Source organism: Nocardioides sp. SYSU D00038 (assembly GCF_016924665.1).
Lineage (GTDB): Bacteria > Actinomycetota > Actinomycetes > Propionibacteriales > Nocardioidaceae > Nocardioides.
In genome coordinates this window covers 336,584-353,360 of sequence record NZ_JAFFJT010000014.1, presented here as the reverse complement: position 1 = coordinate 353,360, position 16,777 = coordinate 336,584, and the positions used below count along the sequence as shown (strand labels likewise).

General features: G+C 73.6%; 17 protein-coding genes. 16 read left to right on the top strand and 1 reads right to left on the bottom strand.

What is annotated here, in order from left to right; translation table 11 throughout:
- Positions 1 to 273 precede the first annotated feature (273 nt).
- From JT721_RS08650 to JT721_RS08635, 4 genes are read left to right on the top strand one after another with little or no spacing between them, the layout of a single operon-like run.
- Positions 274 to 3,156, top strand: coding sequence for an aconitate hydratase (locus tag JT721_RS08650; protein WP_205472547.1), 2,883 nt, complete (start codon positions 274 to 276; stop codon positions 3,154 to 3,156).
- 25 nt (positions 3,157 to 3,181) lie between these two features.
- Positions 3,182 to 3,847, top strand: coding sequence for a hypothetical protein (locus JT721_RS08645; RefSeq protein ID WP_205472546.1), 666 nt, complete (start codon positions 3,182 to 3,184; stop codon positions 3,845 to 3,847).
- A 37-nt stretch (positions 3,848 to 3,884) separates the two neighbouring features.
- On the top strand, positions 3,885 to 5,225 hold the full coding sequence (locus tag JT721_RS08640) for a hypothetical protein (RefSeq protein WP_205472545.1): 1,341 nt from the start codon (positions 3,885 to 3,887) through the stop codon (positions 5,223 to 5,225).
- Entirely contained in the window at positions 5,212 to 5,730 is a 519-nt protein-coding gene (locus JT721_RS08635) for a SigE family RNA polymerase sigma factor (RefSeq protein ID WP_205472544.1), read from the top strand. The genes JT721_RS08640 and JT721_RS08635 overlap by 14 nt, the downstream gene beginning before the upstream one ends.
- Here JT721_RS08635 and JT721_RS08630 read toward each other — a convergent pair.
- On the bottom strand, positions 5,717 to 6,979 hold the full coding sequence (locus JT721_RS08630) for a glycosyltransferase (protein ID WP_205472543.1): 1,263 nt from the start codon (positions 6,977 to 6,979) through the stop codon (positions 5,717 to 5,719). The genes JT721_RS08635 and JT721_RS08630 overlap by 14 nt on opposite strands.
- 116 nt (positions 6,980 to 7,095) lie before the next feature.
- Between JT721_RS08630 and JT721_RS21340 the strand changes: the two genes are divergently transcribed.
- From JT721_RS21340 to JT721_RS08570, 12 genes are all read left to right on the top strand, one after another.
- A complete protein-coding gene (locus JT721_RS21340) occupies positions 7,096 to 7,686 on the top strand; it encodes a TetR/AcrR family transcriptional regulator (protein ID WP_307827958.1) in 591 nt (196 codons plus the stop codon).
- 43 nt (positions 7,687 to 7,729) lie between these two features.
- Entirely contained in the window at positions 7,730 to 8,035 is a 306-nt protein-coding gene (locus JT721_RS08620) for a thiamine-binding protein (RefSeq protein WP_205472542.1), read from the top strand.
- Between the two features lie 212 nt (positions 8,036 to 8,247).
- Positions 8,248 to 8,784: a DUF3105 domain-containing protein gene (locus JT721_RS08615; protein WP_205472541.1), complete on the top strand. Its 537-nt coding sequence runs from the start codon at positions 8,248 to 8,250 to the stop codon at positions 8,782 to 8,784.
- A 53-nt stretch (positions 8,785 to 8,837) separates the two neighbouring features.
- Positions 8,838 to 9,242: a YjbQ family protein gene (locus tag JT721_RS08610; RefSeq protein WP_205472540.1), complete on the top strand. Its 405-nt coding sequence runs from the start codon at positions 8,838 to 8,840 to the stop codon at positions 9,240 to 9,242.
- A gap of 3 nt (positions 9,243 to 9,245) precedes the next feature.
- A complete protein-coding gene (locus JT721_RS08605) occupies positions 9,246 to 9,824 on the top strand; it encodes a GNAT family N-acetyltransferase (protein ID WP_205472539.1) in 579 nt (192 codons plus the stop codon).
- 7 nt (positions 9,825 to 9,831) lie between these two features.
- The gene (locus JT721_RS08600; RefSeq protein WP_205472538.1) at positions 9,832 to 10,200 is read left to right on the top strand and encodes a hypothetical protein; all 369 of its coding nucleotides are present in this window, start codon (positions 9,832 to 9,834) and stop codon (positions 10,198 to 10,200) included.
- Between the two features lie 121 nt (positions 10,201 to 10,321).
- On the top strand, positions 10,322 to 10,762 hold the full coding sequence (locus tag JT721_RS08595) for a cupin domain-containing protein (RefSeq protein WP_205472537.1): 441 nt from the start codon (positions 10,322 to 10,324) through the stop codon (positions 10,760 to 10,762).
- 10 nt (positions 10,763 to 10,772) lie between these two features.
- Entirely contained in the window at positions 10,773 to 11,201 is a 429-nt protein-coding gene (locus tag JT721_RS08590; RefSeq protein ID WP_205472536.1) for an NUDIX domain-containing protein, read from the top strand.
- Positions 11,198 to 12,130, top strand: a complete 933-nt coding sequence (locus JT721_RS08585; protein WP_205472535.1) for an SMP-30/gluconolactonase/LRE family protein — start codon at positions 11,198 to 11,200, stop codon at positions 12,128 to 12,130. The genes JT721_RS08590 and JT721_RS08585 overlap by 4 nt, the downstream gene beginning before the upstream one ends.
- 131 nt (positions 12,131 to 12,261) lie before the next feature.
- Positions 12,262 to 14,166 (top strand): 1-deoxy-D-xylulose-5-phosphate synthase, encoded by a 1,905-nt coding sequence (dxs, locus tag JT721_RS08580; protein WP_205472606.1) that lies wholly within the window; start codon positions 12,262 to 12,264, stop codon positions 14,164 to 14,166.
- Positions 14,147 to 15,577: a hypothetical protein gene (locus JT721_RS08575; RefSeq protein WP_205472533.1), complete on the top strand. Its 1,431-nt coding sequence runs from the start codon at positions 14,147 to 14,149 to the stop codon at positions 15,575 to 15,577. The genes dxs and JT721_RS08575 overlap by 20 nt, the downstream gene beginning before the upstream one ends.
- Positions 15,578 to 15,701: 124 nt before the next feature.
- The gene (locus tag JT721_RS08570; RefSeq protein WP_307827957.1) at positions 15,702 to 16,643 is read left to right on the top strand and encodes a PAC2 family protein; all 942 of its coding nucleotides are present in this window, start codon (positions 15,702 to 15,704) and stop codon (positions 16,641 to 16,643) included.
- Positions 16,644 to 16,777 lie beyond the last annotated feature (134 nt).

The window sequence follows — 16,777 nt, the reverse complement described above, 5'->3', positions numbered from 1 at the left end:
GGGTCGGCGCCCTCCCGGGGGGGTTCCGGGCCGTTGGTCCCCCGTGCCACGGCGATCCGGGTGCCGAACGCCAGTGACTACCGCACCGCGACACCCCTGCGACACCCCGGGAGGGCGCGTCGCGCTTGGCCGCCCCCTCGACATCATGTATCTTGATATCAAGAGATCTTGGCGGGTCGGGGTAAGGCGAACCTTCCTTACGCCTGGCTCCGCCGCGACGGCAAGATGGCCGGAGCGGGTACCACCAAGACGTCGTCGACGTGGCAAGAGGAGATGAAGGCTGTGGCCAGTCAGGACAGCTTCGGGGCGAAGAGCTCACTGGACGTGAACGGGAAGACCTACGAGATCTTCCGGCTCGACGCGGTCACGGGCGAGGGGCTCGACGTCGCGTCGCTGCCGTTCAGCCTCAAGGTGCTGCTCGAGAACCTGCTGCGCACCGAGGACGGCGCCGACATCACCGCCGACGACATCCGCGCGCTGGCCGGCTGGGACGCCGACGCCGAGCCGGACAAGGAGATCCAGTTCACGCCGGCGCGCGTGATCATGCAGGACTTCACCGGCGTGCCGTGCGTGGTCGACCTCGCCACCATGCGCGAGGCGATGGCCGACCTGGGCGGCGACCCGACCCGGATCAACCCGCTGGCGCCCGCCGAGATGGTCATCGACCACTCCGTGATCGCCGACGTCTTCGGCACCCCCGAGGCGTTCGAGCGCAACGTCGAGATCGAGTACGAGCGCAACCGCGAGCGCTACCAGTTCCTGCGCTGGGGGCAGGGCGCCTTCGACGACTTCAAGGTCGTGCCGCCCGGCACCGGCATCGTCCACCAGGTCAACATCGAGCACCTCGCCCGCACGGTCTTCACCCGCGAGGTCGACGGCACCCTGCAGGCCTACCCCGACACCTGCGTCGGCACCGACTCCCACACCACGATGGTCAACGGCATCGGCGTGGTCGGCTGGGGCGTCGGCGGCATCGAGGCGGAGGCCGCGATGCTGGGCCAGCCCGTGTCGATGCTGATCCCGCGCGTGGTGGGCTTCAAGCTCTCCGGCGACCTGCCCGAGGGCTCCACCGCCACCGACCTGGTGCTCACCATCACCGAGATGCTGCGCCAGCACGGCGTGGTCGGGAAGTTCGTGGAGTTCTACGGCCCCGGCGTCTCCGCGCTGCCGCTGGCCAACCGGGCGACGATCGGCAACATGAGCCCGGAGTTCGGCTCGACGATCGCGGTCTTCCCGATCGACCAGGAGACCGTGAAGTACCTCGAGCTCACCGGTCGCTCCAGCGAGCAGCTCGACCTGGTCGAGACCTACGCCAAGGCCCAGGGCCTGTGGCACGACCCCGACGCCGAGCCGCGCTACAGCGAGAAGCTCGAGCTCGACCTGTCGACCGTCGTCCCCTCGATCGCCGGCCCGAAGCGCCCCCAGGACCGGATCCAGGTCACCGATGCCCGCGAGGCGTTCCGGGTCGCGCTGGCCGACTACGTCGGCGACGGCGAGACCGGCACCGAGGCCCGCAAGCCCGGCGTACCGCAGAACGAGCAGCCCTACGGCGTCACCACGGGTGCCGACGAGGCCTCGGCCGAGTCGTTCCCCTCGTCGGACCCGCCGGCCAGCAACGGCAACGGCGACGGCCACGACGACGCCGCGGCGCCGGCCGACTGGCACACCGCGGCGGCCAACGCCGACGGCCGCCCGTCCGACCCGGTCAAGGTCACCCTCGAGGACGGCACCGAGTTCGAGCTCGACCACGGCGCCGTCACCATCGCCGCGATCACCTCGTGCACCAACACCTCCAACCCGTCGGTGATGATCGGTGCGGCCCTGCTGGCCAAGAAGGCCGTCGAGAAGGGACTGCAGCGCAAGCCGTGGGTCAAGACGACGCTGGCGCCCGGCTCGAAGGTGGTCTCGGACTACTACGAGCGGTCCGGCCTCACGCCGTACCTCGACAAGCTCGGCTTCAACCTGGTCGGCTACGGCTGCACCACCTGCATCGGCAACTCCGGTCCGCTGATCCCCGAGGTCTCGGCCGCGGTCAACGAGAAGGACCTCGCGGTCGTCTCGGTGCTCTCGGGCAACCGCAACTTCGAGGGCCGGATCAACCCGGACGTGAAGATGAACTACCTCGCCTCGCCGCCGCTCGTGGTCGCCTACGCGCTGGCCGGCTCGATGGACGTCGACCTGTTCAACGATCCGCTGGGCCAGGACCAGGACGGCAACGACGTGTTCCTCAAGGACGTCTGGCCCTCGCCGTCGGAGGTCGAGGAGGTCATCGCCGCCTCGATCAGCTCGGAGATGTTCGGCGACAGCTACAGCGACGTCTTCGCCGGCGACGAGCAGTGGCGCTCGCTGCCCACGCCCGAGGGCAAGACCTTCGCGTGGGACGAGGAGTCCACCTACGTGCGGAAGCCCCCGTACTTCGACGGCATGCCCGACGAGCCGGAGCCGGTGGTCGACATCGAGGGCGCCCGGGTGCTGCTCAAGCTCGGCGACTCGGTCACCACCGACCACATCTCGCCCGCGGGCGCGATCAAGAAGGACTCGCCCGCCGGTCGCTACCTGTCGGAGCACGGGGTCGAGAACCGCGACTTCAACTCCTACGGCTCGCGCCGCGGCAACCACGAGGTGATGATCCGCGGCACCTTCGCCAACATCCGGCTGCGCAACCAGCTGGCGCCCGGCACCGAGGGCGGCTTCACGCGCGACTTCACCGCCGGTGGCGAGGTCACCACGGTGTTCGAGGCCTCGGAGAACTACCTGGCGGCCGGCACCCCGCTCGTCGTGCTCGCCGGCAAGGAGTACGGCTCCGGGTCGTCGCGCGACTGGGCGGCCAAGGGCACCTCGCTGCTGGGCGTGAAGGCCGTCATCGCCGAGTCGTACGAGCGGATCCACCGCTCCAACCTGATCGGCATGGGCGTCATCCCGCTGCAGTTCCCCCAGGGAGAGTCGGCCGAGTCGCTGGGCCTCACCGGCGAGGAGGAGTTCTCGATCACGGGCATCACCGAGCTCAACGAGGGCCGCACGCCCAGGACCGTCAAGGTGAAGGCCGGCGACGTCGAGTTCGACGCCGTGGTCCGCATCGACACCCCGGGCGAGGCGAACTACTACCGCAACGGCGGCATCATGCAGTACGTGCTGCGCAACCTGCGCCGCGCCTGACCCGACCTGTGCCACCCTGCTGCCCATGACTCGTGGGCGCAGGGTGGCACTGTCGTTGCTGGGTCTGGTGCTCCTCGCCCCGGCCGCCGGCGGTTGCGGCGGCGGCGACGACGGCGACGGCGGTGCCGGGCCGGAGACCCCTGCCACCGTCACCGCCACGGTGACCGAGACCGCCACGCCCGAGCCCACGACCACTCCGGACCCGACGGACCCGACCGACCCGACCGAGCCCACGGGCGCGGTCGAGCCCGAGCAGAGCGGCGAGCTGCCGGTGCCGCGCACCTACGACGACGCGCTGGCCCACTTCGACGCCTGGGGGAGCGAGCCGAGCGAGCACCCGACGTTCGTCACCCCCAGCGGAAACATCTTCTGCGTCGTCAGCGACGACGTGCTGCCCGCCGGCTGCGAGCTGACCGCGGGCGGCATCAAGGACCCCGACGCCTGCGCCGGCGCGCCCACCGACCGGGTCGGCCGCGTGGAGCTGCGCGGCGGCCGGGCGACGCCGGTCTGCAACACCGACAACATCCGCTCACCAGGGGCGCCGGTGCTCGGCTACGGCGAGGCCGCGCGGGTGGGCGGCGGACCGGTGCAGTGCCTCGTCGAGCGGATCGGCGTGACCTGCGTCCACCTCCGACGCACGGAGGGGTTCTTCCTGCGCAAGGGCGAGTACGTCATCTTCAACGCCGGATGACCCCTCCCTCCGGGGCACTCGTCGCGTGTCGGTGGTCATGAGCACCCTCCACGACCGGCTCGACGACCTGGCGGCCGACGCCCCGACCGGCAGCCCGGACCCCGACCTGTGGGACCGGGGACGGCGGTACGCGCGTCGGCGCCGGGCCGGGACCGCGGCCGTGCTCGCCGTCGCCGCGGTCGTGCTGGCCGTGGGCGGCTGGCGGGTCCAGGACCTGTCGAAGCCCGACGGGGAGCTGCGGCCGGCCGGGTCGACCGCCGCGCTGCCGGACCGGGTCTGGGAGCCGAGCCCGTGGCTCGCCGGCACCGACGAGGTCGGCCCTCCCGGTCGCCTCGCCCTGGTGGAGCTCGGCGAACGCAGGGATTGGTACGGGAGCGACGTCGAGCCGTGGGGCATCTCGGCCGAGACGGGGTCCTACGCGTTCCTCGACCTGCCCGGGCGAGCGGAGGGGCAGAACCGCGTGACGCTGTCGCCGGACGGCCGCCTGGTGGCGTACTGGCTGCGGGGTGACCCCTCGGGTTCGCGTGCGTCCGGCGAGGAGGAGTCGGTGACGGGGTACGCCCTGTGGGATGCCACCACGGGGGAAGTGCGCCGGCACCTGGTCGAGACCGAGCACGGTCTCAGCGTCGGACGACTGGTCTTCGCCGACGCGGAGACGTTGGTCGCGCAGTTCGGCCACTGGATAGCCGGTGCCGACGGGCCTCAGGAGCAGCACGGCGTCGCGGACTACGCCCCGTTGGAGGTCTGGGACGTCGCCGACCTGGCGCCACGGGCGTCCCCTGTGCTGGAGCGGGCCGTGGGGGGCAACCAGATCGATGGCGGCGGGCACGGGCGGATCTGGTGGCGCACCGAGGACACCGTGGTCTCGTCCGACGTCCACGACGCAGCTGCGCACGTGCGCGTGGTGCCCCTCGGCGGATCGGCCCAGAGCCACGTCAGCGCGGTGGACGCGACCGGTCGCCGGGCAGCCACGATCGGTCCAGCCATGTCGCGCAACGTGCGGGTCGGTGAGGAGGGAGGCACGGGCCGACGGGTCCTCGGGACGGAACGCAGCATCGGCGTCCTGGCCTGGCTCGACGCGGAGCGGCTGCTGGTGGTGCGCGCGCCCGAGCGCCGACGGCAGCTGCGGTTCGGCCTGAGCGTGGTCGATCCCGTGTCGGGTGAAAGCACCGAGATCACCGCGACCGGCGGCAGCCCGCTGACCAGCACACTGACCGGCCACACTGAGGTGGCGTGGCAGCTGGCAGGCGGCCCCACCTTCGACGCGGTCTCACCCGGGCACCCGCCCGACCCCCGCCTCGTGCTCGCGGGACTCCTGGCGGTGCTGGTGACGGCCGCTTGCGTCCTCATCCGCTGGCGGCGTCGTGGCCCGGCGTGAGGAGCAGCGGGCGGCGTTCGAGGAGTTCGTCGCTGCCCGGCGCCCGGCGCTGCTGCGCACGGCGTACCTGATGACCGGCAGCCACGCGGACGCCGAGGACGTCGTGCAGGTGGCGCTGGTGCGCTGCGTGCCGCACTGGGGGCGGATCGCCGACCGTCCCGAGCCGTACGTGCGCACGGTGCTGGCCCGCGAGGTGGTCTCGCGCTGGCGGGGCCGGCGCTGGCGCGAGACCAGCGTCGAGCACCTGCCGGAGCGGGCGTTGCCGGCCGAGGACGTCGACCGGCGGCTGGCGCTGCGCGCTGCCCTGGGCAGCCTCGCGCCGCGCCAGCGCGCGGTCGTGGTGCTGCGTTACTTCGACGACCTCACCGAGCGCGAGACCGCGGCGAGCCTCGGCATCTCGGTGGGCACCGTGAAGTCTCAGGCGCGCGACGCGCTGGCCCGGCTGCGGACGCTGGTGCCCGACCTGGACCCGGTGGCCGAGCCCAGCACCCTCACCCGCGACTGAGGGCGCGGTCGGCCTCCTCGTCGGCCGCGGGCGCAAGGGCCTCGGCGGCGTCGGCGAACCGGCCAGCACCGCCGTGCGCGCGCAGGGTGGCGCCGGCCGCCGCTGCTGCCGGGGCCAGGCGCCGAGCGTCGGCGACCGCGTCGCGCAGGCGGACGGGGGAGAGGTCGCGGGGGCGGAGCGTGACCCCGGCGCCGGCCTCGACGACCCGACGGGCGACCTCGGGCTGGTCGCGGCCGAAGGGGACGACCACGGTCGGGACGCCGTGGGCCATCGCCTTGGAGGCGATCCCGAAGCCGCCGTGACAGACGACCGCGGCGCACTCGGGGAGCACGTGCCCGTGGGGCACGAAGCGCTCCACGCGGACGTTGGCGGCCTCGGGCAGGTCGACGGTGTCGTAGGCGTCGGCGACGGTCAGCAGCACGCGCACCGGCTCGTCGCGCAGCGCCTCGACCGCCGTCCGGGCCAGCTCCTCGTCGCCCTGGTAGTCGGTGGAGCAGGTGACGAGCACCCACGGGTCACCGGGCTCGTCCAGCCAGGCCGGCCGCTCGGCAGGCAGGTCCCAGGGCTGCGCGCCCACGAGGTGGACGTGCTCCGGCAGGTCGGTGCGGGGGTACTCCAGCGGCTCGCCGGTGAGGGCCAGCACCGCGTCGGGCGCGCGGTAGGGGTCGAGGGCGTCGGCGAACGGTGGCAGCCCCTCGGCCCGCCGCAGGTCGTTGAGCCCCGGCAGCATCGCCCTGCCGAACATGCGGAGCACCACCTTCATCAGCACCGCGTCGCGGAGCCGGCCCAGCGGGCCGCGCATCGGTCGCAGTCCCAGCCCGTACGGCGGGACGCCCCGCCCGGGCAGCGGCAGCACCGAGGGCAGCACCAGCGCGCGCGGCAGGCCCGAGGCCTCGGCGACCGTCTGGGCGCCGTAGCTGATCGCGTCGACCAGCAGCACGTCGGGATCGACGGCGTCGATGGCGGCCCGGAGGTCGGGCCCGTCGAAGCGGCCGCGGAGCATCAGGTCCACCTGCCCGGCGCGGAGGCGGTCGGTGTCCGACGTCGCCTCGTGGTCGGTGACGGGAACGTCGACGACGCGCTGGTCGACCGGTGCCGCGTCGAGGCCCAGGGCCCGCAGGTCGGCGACGAGCCCCGGGTGGGTGCGCACGTGGACGGCGTGGCCCCGCCGCCGCAGCTCGAGCAGCCCCGGGACGAGCGGCAGCACGTGGCCGGTCGCCGGGGCGGTGTAGACGAGGAATCTGGTCATGGTGGATCTCTCGGATCGTAGGACGTGCGGATCTCGCACGCATTGGTTAGTATGAGATCCAATCCATTTGAGTCAAGTACAAACCAATGCTGGTCCAGTCGAGCAGGAGGCAGGCGATGGCACGACGCGGCTACGACATGGGGGCCCGGGCCGCCGCCCAGGAGCGCACCCGGGAGGCCATCCTCGACGCGGCGGTGCAGCTGTTCGACGGAGCGTGGTACGACCAGGTGACGCTGGCCGACGTCGCCCGCCGGGCTGGGGTGTCGCAGCAGACCGTGGTCAACCACTTCGGCTCCAAGATCGGCCTCTACCTCGCCGGCGTCGCCGAGCGGTTCGCCCCGCTGGTGCGCGCCGACCGGGCCCGTGCGGTGCCGGGCGACGTCGCCTCGGTCGTCGAGACCGTGGTGCGCGACTACGAGCGCACCGGCGACAGCACCTGGCGCACGGTGGCTCTCGTGGAGCGGGAGCCGGCGCTCCGAGAGCTGTTCGAGGGCGGCCGCCGAGCACACCGCGAGTTCGTCGAGGAGGTGTTCGCGCCCCAGCTCGCCGGCCGGCGCGGCGCCCGTCGCGAGCGGCTGGTCCAGCTGCTGGCCACCACGCTCGAGGTCGGCACCTGGCACTCGCTGCGCCGCGACGCCGGGCTCGACCAGGAGACGACCGCGAGCCACCTGCGGGCCCTGGTCGAGGCGGTGCTGGCCGCCGGCTGATCCGTCGCGCCTGCCCGTCCGGCCGCCGACTACGGTGGACGCCATGATCGTGGCGTTCAGCATCTCCCCGACCACCGCCGACGAGCAGGGCGGCGTGACCGACGCGGTCGCGGCCGCCGTCCGGGTGGTGAGGGAGTCGGGCCTGCCCCACGAGACCAACGCGATGTTCACCAACATCGAGGGCGAGTGGGACGAGGTCATGGACGTCGTGAAGCGCGCCGTCGACGCCGTCGCTGCCGTCTCGCCCCGCGTCGGGCTGGTGCTCAAGGCCGACATCCGTCCCGGCTGGGACGGCCAGCTGACCGCCAAGGTCGAGCGCCTCGAGCGGGCGCTCGGGGAAGGCGCATGAGCGAGCCGCCCGCCGGTCCGCCACCGCGCCCTCCCGGGCCCCCAGCGGGTCCGCCCGGCCCGCCGCCGTACCCACTGGGCCCGCCCCCGCCGAATCCGCCGCCGGGTCCACCTGCGGGGCAGCAGTGGCCGCTGCTCCCGCCGTCCCCGCGACCCGACCTGCCCGCACCCGAGCCGCCGCGGCGCAGCCGGGCCGGCGTTGTCGTCGCCGCGGTGACCGCGGCGCTGGTGGTGGCGTTGGCGGTGCTGGTGCCGGTGCTCCTGACCCGGCTCGGCGAGGAGGAGTCGGCCCAGGACACCGGGCTGGCGGCGGTCGTGTCCTACGACGACCTGCCGGTCGACCACGTCGACGGCGACGTCGACTACGAGCAGTCGCCGCCGGTCGGCGGTCCCCACGCCGACGAGTGGCTCGACTGCGGCGTCTACGACGCGCCGGTGCCGGAGGAGAATTTGGTGCACGACCTCGAGCACGGCACCGTCGTCATCACCCACGACCCGGAACTGGCGGCCGAGGAGGTGGAGCGGCTGGCGGTGCTGCTGCCGGACAACGGCATCCTCGCTCCGCACCCGGAGCAGGGGGCGCCGGTGGTGGTCACGGTCTGGGGCCGCCAGCTCGAGCTGGAGGGCGCCGACGACACCCGGCTGCCGCTGTTCCTCGACCAGTACGGTGCGGGGGAGACCGCGCCGGAGCCGTTCGCGTCCTGCGCCGGTGGCACCGCCGACCCCACCGGTGGCGCGTCCGCGACCTGACCCGTCGCACCCCGTTCCGCCCCCGTTCTGCCCGCACCCGTCGAGGAGAGGCCATGGACACCGAGGTCCGCAGCTATCGCACCGGAGACCGCGAGGTGGTGCGCGACATCACCAGCGACTGCGCCGACTGGGTCGCCGACCGCGGCGACGGCCTGCTGCACGTCTTCGTCCCCCACGCGACCGCCGGCCTGGCGGTGATCGAGACCGGCGCCGGGAGCGACGACGACCTGCTCGCCGCGCTGGGCGACCTGCTCCCCGCCGACGACCGGTGGCGGCACCGGCACGGCTCGCCCGGTCACGGCCGCTCGCACGTGATGCCGGCGCTGGTGCCGCCGTACGCCACGGTGCCGGTGCTCGACGGCCGCCTCGCCCTCGGCACCTGGCAGAGCATCTGCCTGGTCGACCTCAACGTCGACAACGCCGACCGCGAGGTGCGGTTCAGCTTCCTGGCGGGGTGAGCCGTGGTCGAGGTCCGCCCCGCTCGCGAGGACGACGGCGCCGCGCTGCGGTCGGTCGCCGCCCGCGCGTTCGGCGACGAGGGTCCGCTGATCGCCCGCCTCCTCGACGCCCTCGACGCCGCAGGGCACACCCGCGTCGACCTGGTGGCCGTCGACCGCGGCACGGTGGTCGGCCACGTCCGGCTCAGCCGGTCGTGGGTCGACGCCCGGGAGCGGCAGGTCGAGGTGCTGGTGCTCAGCCCCCTGGGGGTCGACCCCGCCCACCAGCAGCGCGGTATCGGCAGCGCCCTGCTGGAGGCGGCCGTCGCCGCCGCCGGCGAGCTCGGGGCGCCCGCGGTCTTCCTCGAGGGCGACCCCGGCTTCTACTCGGCGCGCGGCTGGCAGCCGGGCTCGCGGCACGGCTTCACCCGCCCGTCGGTCCGGATCCCCGAGCCCGCGTTCCAGGTGGTGCTGCTGCCCGGGCACCAGGACTGGATGCGGGGTGCGCTGGTCTACGGCGACCCGTTCTGGGCGCTCGACGTGGTGGGGCTGCGCGACCCCTTGCTCCGTCGCCTCGAACAGGTGTTCGAATCCGGGCTATGATCGGCCCATGTCGCTCGTCGCCCCACCGGGCTGGCCCCGCGAGGTCCGCCCGCCCGACGCCCCGCGCTGGGAGGACACCGCGGTGGCGTGGCTGCTCGACCTCTGTCCGCCCGACTACCGCACCCGGCCGGTGCTGCGCCGGCACGCGGTGGTGCTGGCCCGGTTCGCGGTGCTGCACGTCGAGGCGTCGGTGGCCGCGACCAAGCGCGGGCTGAGCGAGGCGCGCGCAGAGCTGCGCGACGTCGCCGAGCCCGACGTGGTGGAGGCCGCGGTCGAGGTCTTCCTCGCCGAGGACGCCCGGCTCGCCGGCGTACGACGCGCGGTGGGGCTGGTCGAGGAGGCGCTGCGGGGTCGGCGCTACCGGGCCCGCCTCTGACGGCAGGCCCCGGAGGCCCCCGGGCGAGCAGGGCCGGGATCTGCGGATTCGCCTGCACCGCCGGGCGGCCGGTCGCTACGGTCGGCCCGACAACAGCCGGGTGGATCGCAGGGGGAACGCCGTGCCGCAGCAGGCCCTGACCGTCGTCCGGGGGGACGACGTCGAGCTCCTCGACGACCCGATCAACCCCGCGTGGGTGCTCGAGGGGCGGCCCCGCGCCCGGGTCTGCACCTGGGTCACCTCCGCGGACCAGACGGCGTCGAGCTTCGTGTGGGACTGCACCGCCGGCCGGTTCCGCTGGTACTTCGCCGTCGACGAGACGGTCACGATCGTCGACGGCTCGGTGACGGTCACCCCCGACGAGCCCGAGGGCGCCGAGCCGGTGACGCTGCGGGTGGGCGACGGTGCCTGCTTCCGGGCCGGCACCTGGTCGACCTGGCACGTCGAGGACTACGTGCGCAAGCACGCCCTGCTGCGGGTGCCGGTGCCGGGACCGATGGCCAAGGTGGTCAACGGCCTGGGACGGCGCGCCCACCGGCTGGGCCGACCACCCGCGCGGTAGAACCGGGGACGTGAACCACTTCGCCAGCATCGTCCTGGTCGACCGCCGCGGCTGGCTGCTGCTGCAGGAGCGCGACGAGTTCCCGGTCATCGACCCCGAGTGCTGGGGGTTCGTGGGCGGGCACGTCGACGAGGGCGAGGAGTTCGAGGCGGCGGCCTACCGCGAGCTCGCCGAGGAGACCGGCGTGGTGCTAGCGCCCGGCGATCTGGCGCTGTGGCGCGAGGTCGAGGTGTTCCACGAGGCGTACGACAGCCTCGACGCGGTGCGGATCTACGTCGCCGGCACCGACCTCGGCGACGACGACATCGTCGTGGGCGAGGGGCGCCGGATCGTGTTCGTCGACCCCGACACGGTGCCGTCGCTGCCGCTGACCGCCGCGGCCGACCTGGTGCTGCCGGACTTCCTCGGCTCCGAGGTCTACGCGAGCATGGCCCCATGAGCAGCAGCGGCTTCCAGGTCGTCCCCGTCCCCGCCGACGGCGCCGAGGACGTCGTCGTCGGCACCTCCGGCCCCGACGAGGGCGCGGTGTTCACCGGCACCGCCGACGGCAGCATCTTCCGGGTGCGCCACGACGGCAGCCACGTCGACCGGGTCGCCCAGACCCAGGGCCGCCCGCTCGGCATCGAGATCGACCTCGACGGCCGGCTCCTGGTCTGCGACGCCCACCAGGGCCTGCTGCGGATCGACCCGGCGTCGGGCGCGGTGGAGCGGGTCACCGACTCCGTCGACGGCCGCCGGATGGTGTTCTGCAACAACGCCGCGATCGCCACCGACGGCACGGTCTGGTTCTCCGACTCCTCGACCCGCTACTCGATCGAGGACTGGAAGGCCGACTTCGTGCAGGTGACCCGCACCGGCCGGCTGCTCCGCCTCGACACCGACGGGTCGGTGGACGTGGTGCTCGACGGGCTGGCGTTCGCGAACGGGGTCGCGCTGAGCCGCGGCGAGGACTTCGTGGCGGTCGCCGAGACCGCCGCGCGCACCGTCGTACGCCACTGGATCAGCGGGCCGAGGGCAGGGGACCGTGACCTGCTCTGCTCCGACCTGCCGGGCTACCCCGACAACATCGCCCGCGGCTCCGACGGGCTGATCTGGGTGACGATCGCCAGCCCACGTGACCCGGTGGTCGAGCGGCTGCAGGCGGGTCCGCTCTGGCTGCGGCGCTCGGTGACCCGGATCCCCGAGCGGCTGCAGCCGGCACCGAAGCGCACGGTGCGGGTGCAGGCCTACGACGACGCCGGCGTGCTCGTGCACGACTGCGACGTGGCCAGCGACGCCTACCACATGGTCACCGGCGTGCGGGAGCACGAGGGCCGGGTCTGGATGGGCAGCCTGCACGAGCCGGCGGTCGCCGTCCTCGACCTCTGAGCGCCGCGAGATCCCGCCCCGACGCTGCCGTGGGGCGGCTCGCACGCCGTCGGCTCGGGTCGGGACCCACCCGGCGGATATGCTCGGACGTCAGCCCGCTGGGGTGTCAGCAGGATCAGGAAGTGGAGTCCATGGGAGTGCTGGAGACGGTCTCGGGTCCGGCCGACCTCGCGACCCTCACCGACGACCAGCTCACCGAGCTCGCGTCCGAGATCCGCGACCTGATGGTCGCGACCTGCGCGCGGGTGGGCGGCCACCTCGGCCCCAACCTCGGGGTCGTCGAGCTCACGATCGCGCTGCACCGGGTCTTCGACTCCCCGGTCGACCGGATCGTGTTCGACACCGGCCACCAGGGTTACGTGCACAAGCTGCTCACCGGGCGCGCCGGCGAGTTCGGCAGCCTGCGCCAGGAGGGCGGCCTGAGCGGCTATCCCAGCCAGCAGGAGTCGCCCCACGACGTGGTGGAGAACTCCCACGCCTCGACCGCGCTGAGCTACGCCGACGGGCTGGCCAAGGCCTACGCCATCCGCGGCGAGGACCGCCACACGGTCGCGGTGATCGGCGACGGCGCGCTCACCGGCGGGATGGCCTGGGAGGCGCTCAACAACATCGCGATCGCCCGCGACAGCCGCCTGGTGATCGTGGTCAACGACAACGGTCGCTCCTACACGCCGACGATCGGCGGGCTCGCGACCGCCCTGACCCGGCTGCGCACCGACCCGCGCTACGAGCCGATGCTCGACCTGGTCAAGAAGCGCCTGCAGTCGGTGCCCGGGGTCGGCCCGGCGGCGTACGACGCGCTGCACGCGATGAAGAAGGGCGTCAAGGACGCCCTGGCGCCGCAGGGTCTGTTCGAGGACCTCGGCCTGAAGTACGTCGGTCCGGTCGACGGCCACGACCGCGAGGCGATGGAGGCGGCGCTCACCCAGGCCAAGCGCTTCGGCGGGCCGGTGATCGTCCACGCGATCACCCGCAAGGGCTACGGCTACGACGCGGCCGAGCGTCACGAGGCCGACCAGTTCCACTCGCCCGGCCCGTTCGACGTGGCCTCCGGCGAGGAGAACCCCAAGGGTGCGATCTGGACCGACGTCTTCTCCGACGAGATGGTGCGGCTGGGCCACCGGCGCCGTGACGTCGTGGCGATCACCGCCGCGATGATGCACCCCGTCGGGCTCGACAAGTTCCAGGCGAGCTTCCCCGACCGCACGTTCGACGTCGGCATCGCCGAGCAGCACGCCGCCACCTCGGCCGCCGGGCTCGCGATGGGCGGGCTGCACCCGGTGGTCGCGGTCTACGCCACGTTCCTCAACCGGGCCTTCGACCAGGTGCTGATGGACGTCGCGCTGCACCGCTGCGGCGTGACGTTCGTGCTCGACCGGTCGGGCGTCACCGGCGACGACGGCGCCTCCCACAACGGCATGTGGGACATGTCGGTGCTGCAGGTGGTGCCGGGGCTGCGGATCGCCGCCCCCCGTGACGCCACCCGGCTGCGCGAGCTGCTCAACGAAGCGGTCGAGGTCGACGACGCCCCGACCGTGGTGCGGTTCCCCAAGGGTCCGCCCCCCGAGGACGTGCCGGCGGTCGACACCGTCGGCGGCGTCGACGTGCTGGTGCGCAACGGCACCCACGACGTGCTCGTGATCGCCGTCGGCGCGATGGGCGCGGTGGCGGTCGACGTGGCCGAGCGACTGGTCGCGCAGGGGATCGGCGTCACGGTCGTCGACCCGCGCTGGGTCAAGCCCGTGGCGCCGGCGCTGGTCGACCTGGCTCGCGACCACCGGCTGGTGGTGAGCATCGAGGACAACGGCAGGGTCGGCGGCTGCGGCGCGGTGCTGCTCCAGACCCTCAACGACGCCGGGGTCACGACGCCGTTCCGCCTGCACGGCATCCCGCAGGAGTTCCTCTCCCACGCCAAGCGGGCCAAGATCCTCGAGCGCATCGGCCTGACGGCACAGGCGCTCGCGCGCGGCATCGTCGAGGACGTCACCGCCCTCTCGGAGGGCCGGGCGCCCGTCGATGCCGACCAGTCGCGCTGACCGGCGCCGTTCCCGCCGGTCCCGTCGGGCCCTGCCGGCCCTGGCCGTGGTGCTGGCCCTCGCCGCCGGCCCGGCGCTGACCGGCTGCGGGCTGTTCGGCGACGACGACCAACCGAGCGAGGACCCGGCCACGACGTACGACGTGCCCAACGACGTGGTCGCCGACCTCCAGGAGGCGCTGCGGCTGCGGCAGCAGGCGCTGCTCGAGGGTGACCGGCGGGCTTTCCGCGCCACCCTGGTGCGAGGCCGCCCCGAGTTCCGCCGCCAGCAGGACGTCTACTTCGACAACCTCCAGCAGCTGCCGCTGGCGGCGTTCTCCTACGCGCTGCGACCCGAGGAGCTCCTGCGCCGCGGCGACGACTACTGGGTCGTCGTCGACCAGACCCTCCAGCTGGCGGGCTACGACGAGGAGCCGGTGCGCTCGCCCGACCGGTTCCTGTTCCGCCCGGCGGGGCGCAGCGGGCACTACCTGCTCGCGTCGGTGACCGACGCGGAGTGGGAGGCCGAGAACGGCGTGCACGGCGAGCCGTGGGACGAGGGCCCGATCCGGGTGCGCACCGGCTCGGGCGTGCTCGGCATCTTCGACGACGACAGCGTGCGGGCCGCCGACCGGCTGGTGCGCTCGGTGGAGCGGGGGATCGCGGACGTCTCGGGCTGGGTGCCGTACACGTGGTCGCGGAGCGTGGTGGTCTACGCACTGTCGACGTCGGACTACCTCGACACGATCGACGACCTGCCCGGCGGCGACCCCGAGCTGCTCGACGGGGTGGCGTTCCCGGTGAAGAGCCGGCCCGACGGCGACGCGCTGGCGGCCACCCGGTTCGCGCTGCACCCGCGGATGCTCGACAAGCCCGGGCTGGGCCGAGACCGACTGATCCGCCACGAGCTGACCCACGTCGCGCTCGGCACCCGCGACGACGACGTGCCGATCTGGCTGAGCGAGGGGCTGGCGGAGTTCGTCTCGGTGCGGCCGCTGGCTCCCGAGCAGCGGCTGATCCCCGCCCGGGCTGTGACCGCGGCCCGGGACGGGTTCACCGACATGCCCGACGACGACGGCTTCAACGACGCCGACTCGGCGGCCAACTACGGGCTGGCGTGGTGGGCCTGCGAGTACCTCGCGGCCAGCTACGGCGAGCAGAACCTCTGGGCGCTCCTCGACGAGCTCAACCGCGACGGCGTCGAGGTGGGAGCTGCGCTCCAGGACCTGGTGGGGCTCAACACCCGCCAGCTCGCCCGGAAGGCAGGCAAGCTGCTGCTGGTGACGTTCGACCCCGACGCGCTCGAGCCCGACCCGCCGCCGGCGCCCAGCGCGAACGCGACCCCGACCGACGGCGCCACCCCGCCGACTCCCGGCGTCCCGGGCAGCACCGACCCGAGCGCGCTGCCGCCCGAGGAGCCGGTCGCCCCCTGACCCAGCGGGGTCGGCGTGGGGAATATCGTGGGTGGCGGGGACGCTCCCCAAGCCCGACCCAGCGGCTTCCCGACATCCATCTCCATCCGACCCCGTCCGCCCGCGACCCAGCGAGAGGCAGCCCGTGGCGCCAGAACCCGGCCTCGTCCACATTGTCGACGACGTCCCCGAGCTCGAGGGCGTCGACGAGCTGACGATGGTGGTGGCGCTGGACGGTTTCCTCGACGCCGGCAACGCCTCCGCCCACGCGATCAACCACCTCGCCGAGCTCAACGACGGCGGGGGCCCGGTGGTGGCGACGTTCGACGTCGACGCCTTCCACGACTACCGCGCCCGGCGGCCGCCGATCTCGTTCGTGCGCGACCACTACGAGAGCTACGACGCGCCACGGCTGGTGGTGCGGGCGCTGCGCGACACCGGCGGGACGCCGTTCCTGCTGATGAGCGGGCCGGAGCCCGACAACCGGTGGGAGGCGTTCGCCGGCGCGGTGCGCACCGTGGTGGAGCGGCTCGGCGTGACCCGGGTGGTGGGGCTGGGCTCGGTGCCGATGGCGGTGCCGCACACCCGGCCGATCGCGATCACCCACCACGCCAACAACCCGGCGCTGCTGACCGGCGACAGCCCGTGGCGCGGCGAGCTGCGGGTGCCGAGCAGCGCCCAGGCGCTGCTGGAGGTGCGGCTGGGGGAGTGGGGCCACGACATGGCCGGCTTCGTCGCCCACATCCCGCACTACCTCGCCCAGCTCGACTACCCGCGGGCCTCGGTGGCGCTGCTGGAGCAGGTCGAGATCGTCGGCCGGCTGATCATCGACCTCACGGCGCTCCGTGCCGACGCCGACGCCCGCGAGGACGAGGTCGAGCGCTACCTGGCCAGCAACGACGAGGTCCGCGACGTGGTGGAGGCACTGGAGCGCCAGTACGACGCTTTCGAGCGGGCCGAGGAGTCGGGCACCAGCCTGCTGGCGCGCGACGAGCCGCTGCCGACGGGCGAGGAGATCGGCGAGCAGTTCGAGCAGTTCCTGGCCGGCCTGGAGGCCAACGAGGGCGGCGACGGCGAGACGCCCTGAGGGGGCGGGGCGTGGTGCGGGGGTGGTGGTTTCCCCGGTGAACCGGGGAAACCGTGACCTCTCGGCCGGAACTCCGGCCGAGAAGTCGAGGTTCTGGCCGAGAAGTGGCGGCGCGGGGTCGGAGCCGGCGTGTG

Bases quoted from the DNA above. Each gene is read 5' to 3' on its own strand.
- JT721_RS08650 (WP_205472547.1), top strand. From the start codon at position 274: ATGAAGGCTGTGGCCAGTCAGGACAGCTTCGGGGCGAAGAGCTCACTG.
- JT721_RS08645 (WP_205472546.1), top strand. From the start codon at position 3,182: ATGACTCGTGGGCGCAGGGTGGCACTGTCGTTGCTGGGTCTGGTGCTC.
- JT721_RS08640 (WP_205472545.1), top strand. From the start codon at position 3,885: ATGAGCACCCTCCACGACCGGCTCGACGACCTGGCGGCCGACGCCCCG.
- JT721_RS08630 (WP_205472543.1), bottom strand. From the start codon at position 6,979: ATGACCAGATTCCTCGTCTACACCGCCCCGGCGACCGGCCACGTGCTG.
- JT721_RS21340 (WP_307827958.1), top strand. From the start codon at position 7,096: ATGGCACGACGCGGCTACGACATGGGGGCCCGGGCCGCCGCCCAGGAG.
- JT721_RS08620 (WP_205472542.1), top strand. From the start codon at position 7,730: ATGATCGTGGCGTTCAGCATCTCCCCGACCACCGCCGACGAGCAGGGC.
- JT721_RS08610 (WP_205472540.1), top strand. From the start codon at position 8,838: ATGGACACCGAGGTCCGCAGCTATCGCACCGGAGACCGCGAGGTGGTG.
- JT721_RS08600 (WP_205472538.1), top strand. From the start codon at position 9,832: ATGTCGCTCGTCGCCCCACCGGGCTGGCCCCGCGAGGTCCGCCCGCCC.
- JT721_RS08585 (WP_205472535.1), top strand. From the start codon at position 11,198: ATGAGCAGCAGCGGCTTCCAGGTCGTCCCCGTCCCCGCCGACGGCGCC.
- dxs (WP_205472606.1), top strand. From the start codon at position 12,262: ATGGGAGTGCTGGAGACGGTCTCGGGTCCGGCCGACCTCGCGACCCTC.
- JT721_RS08575 (WP_205472533.1), top strand. From the start codon at position 14,147: ATGCCGACCAGTCGCGCTGACCGGCGCCGTTCCCGCCGGTCCCGTCGG.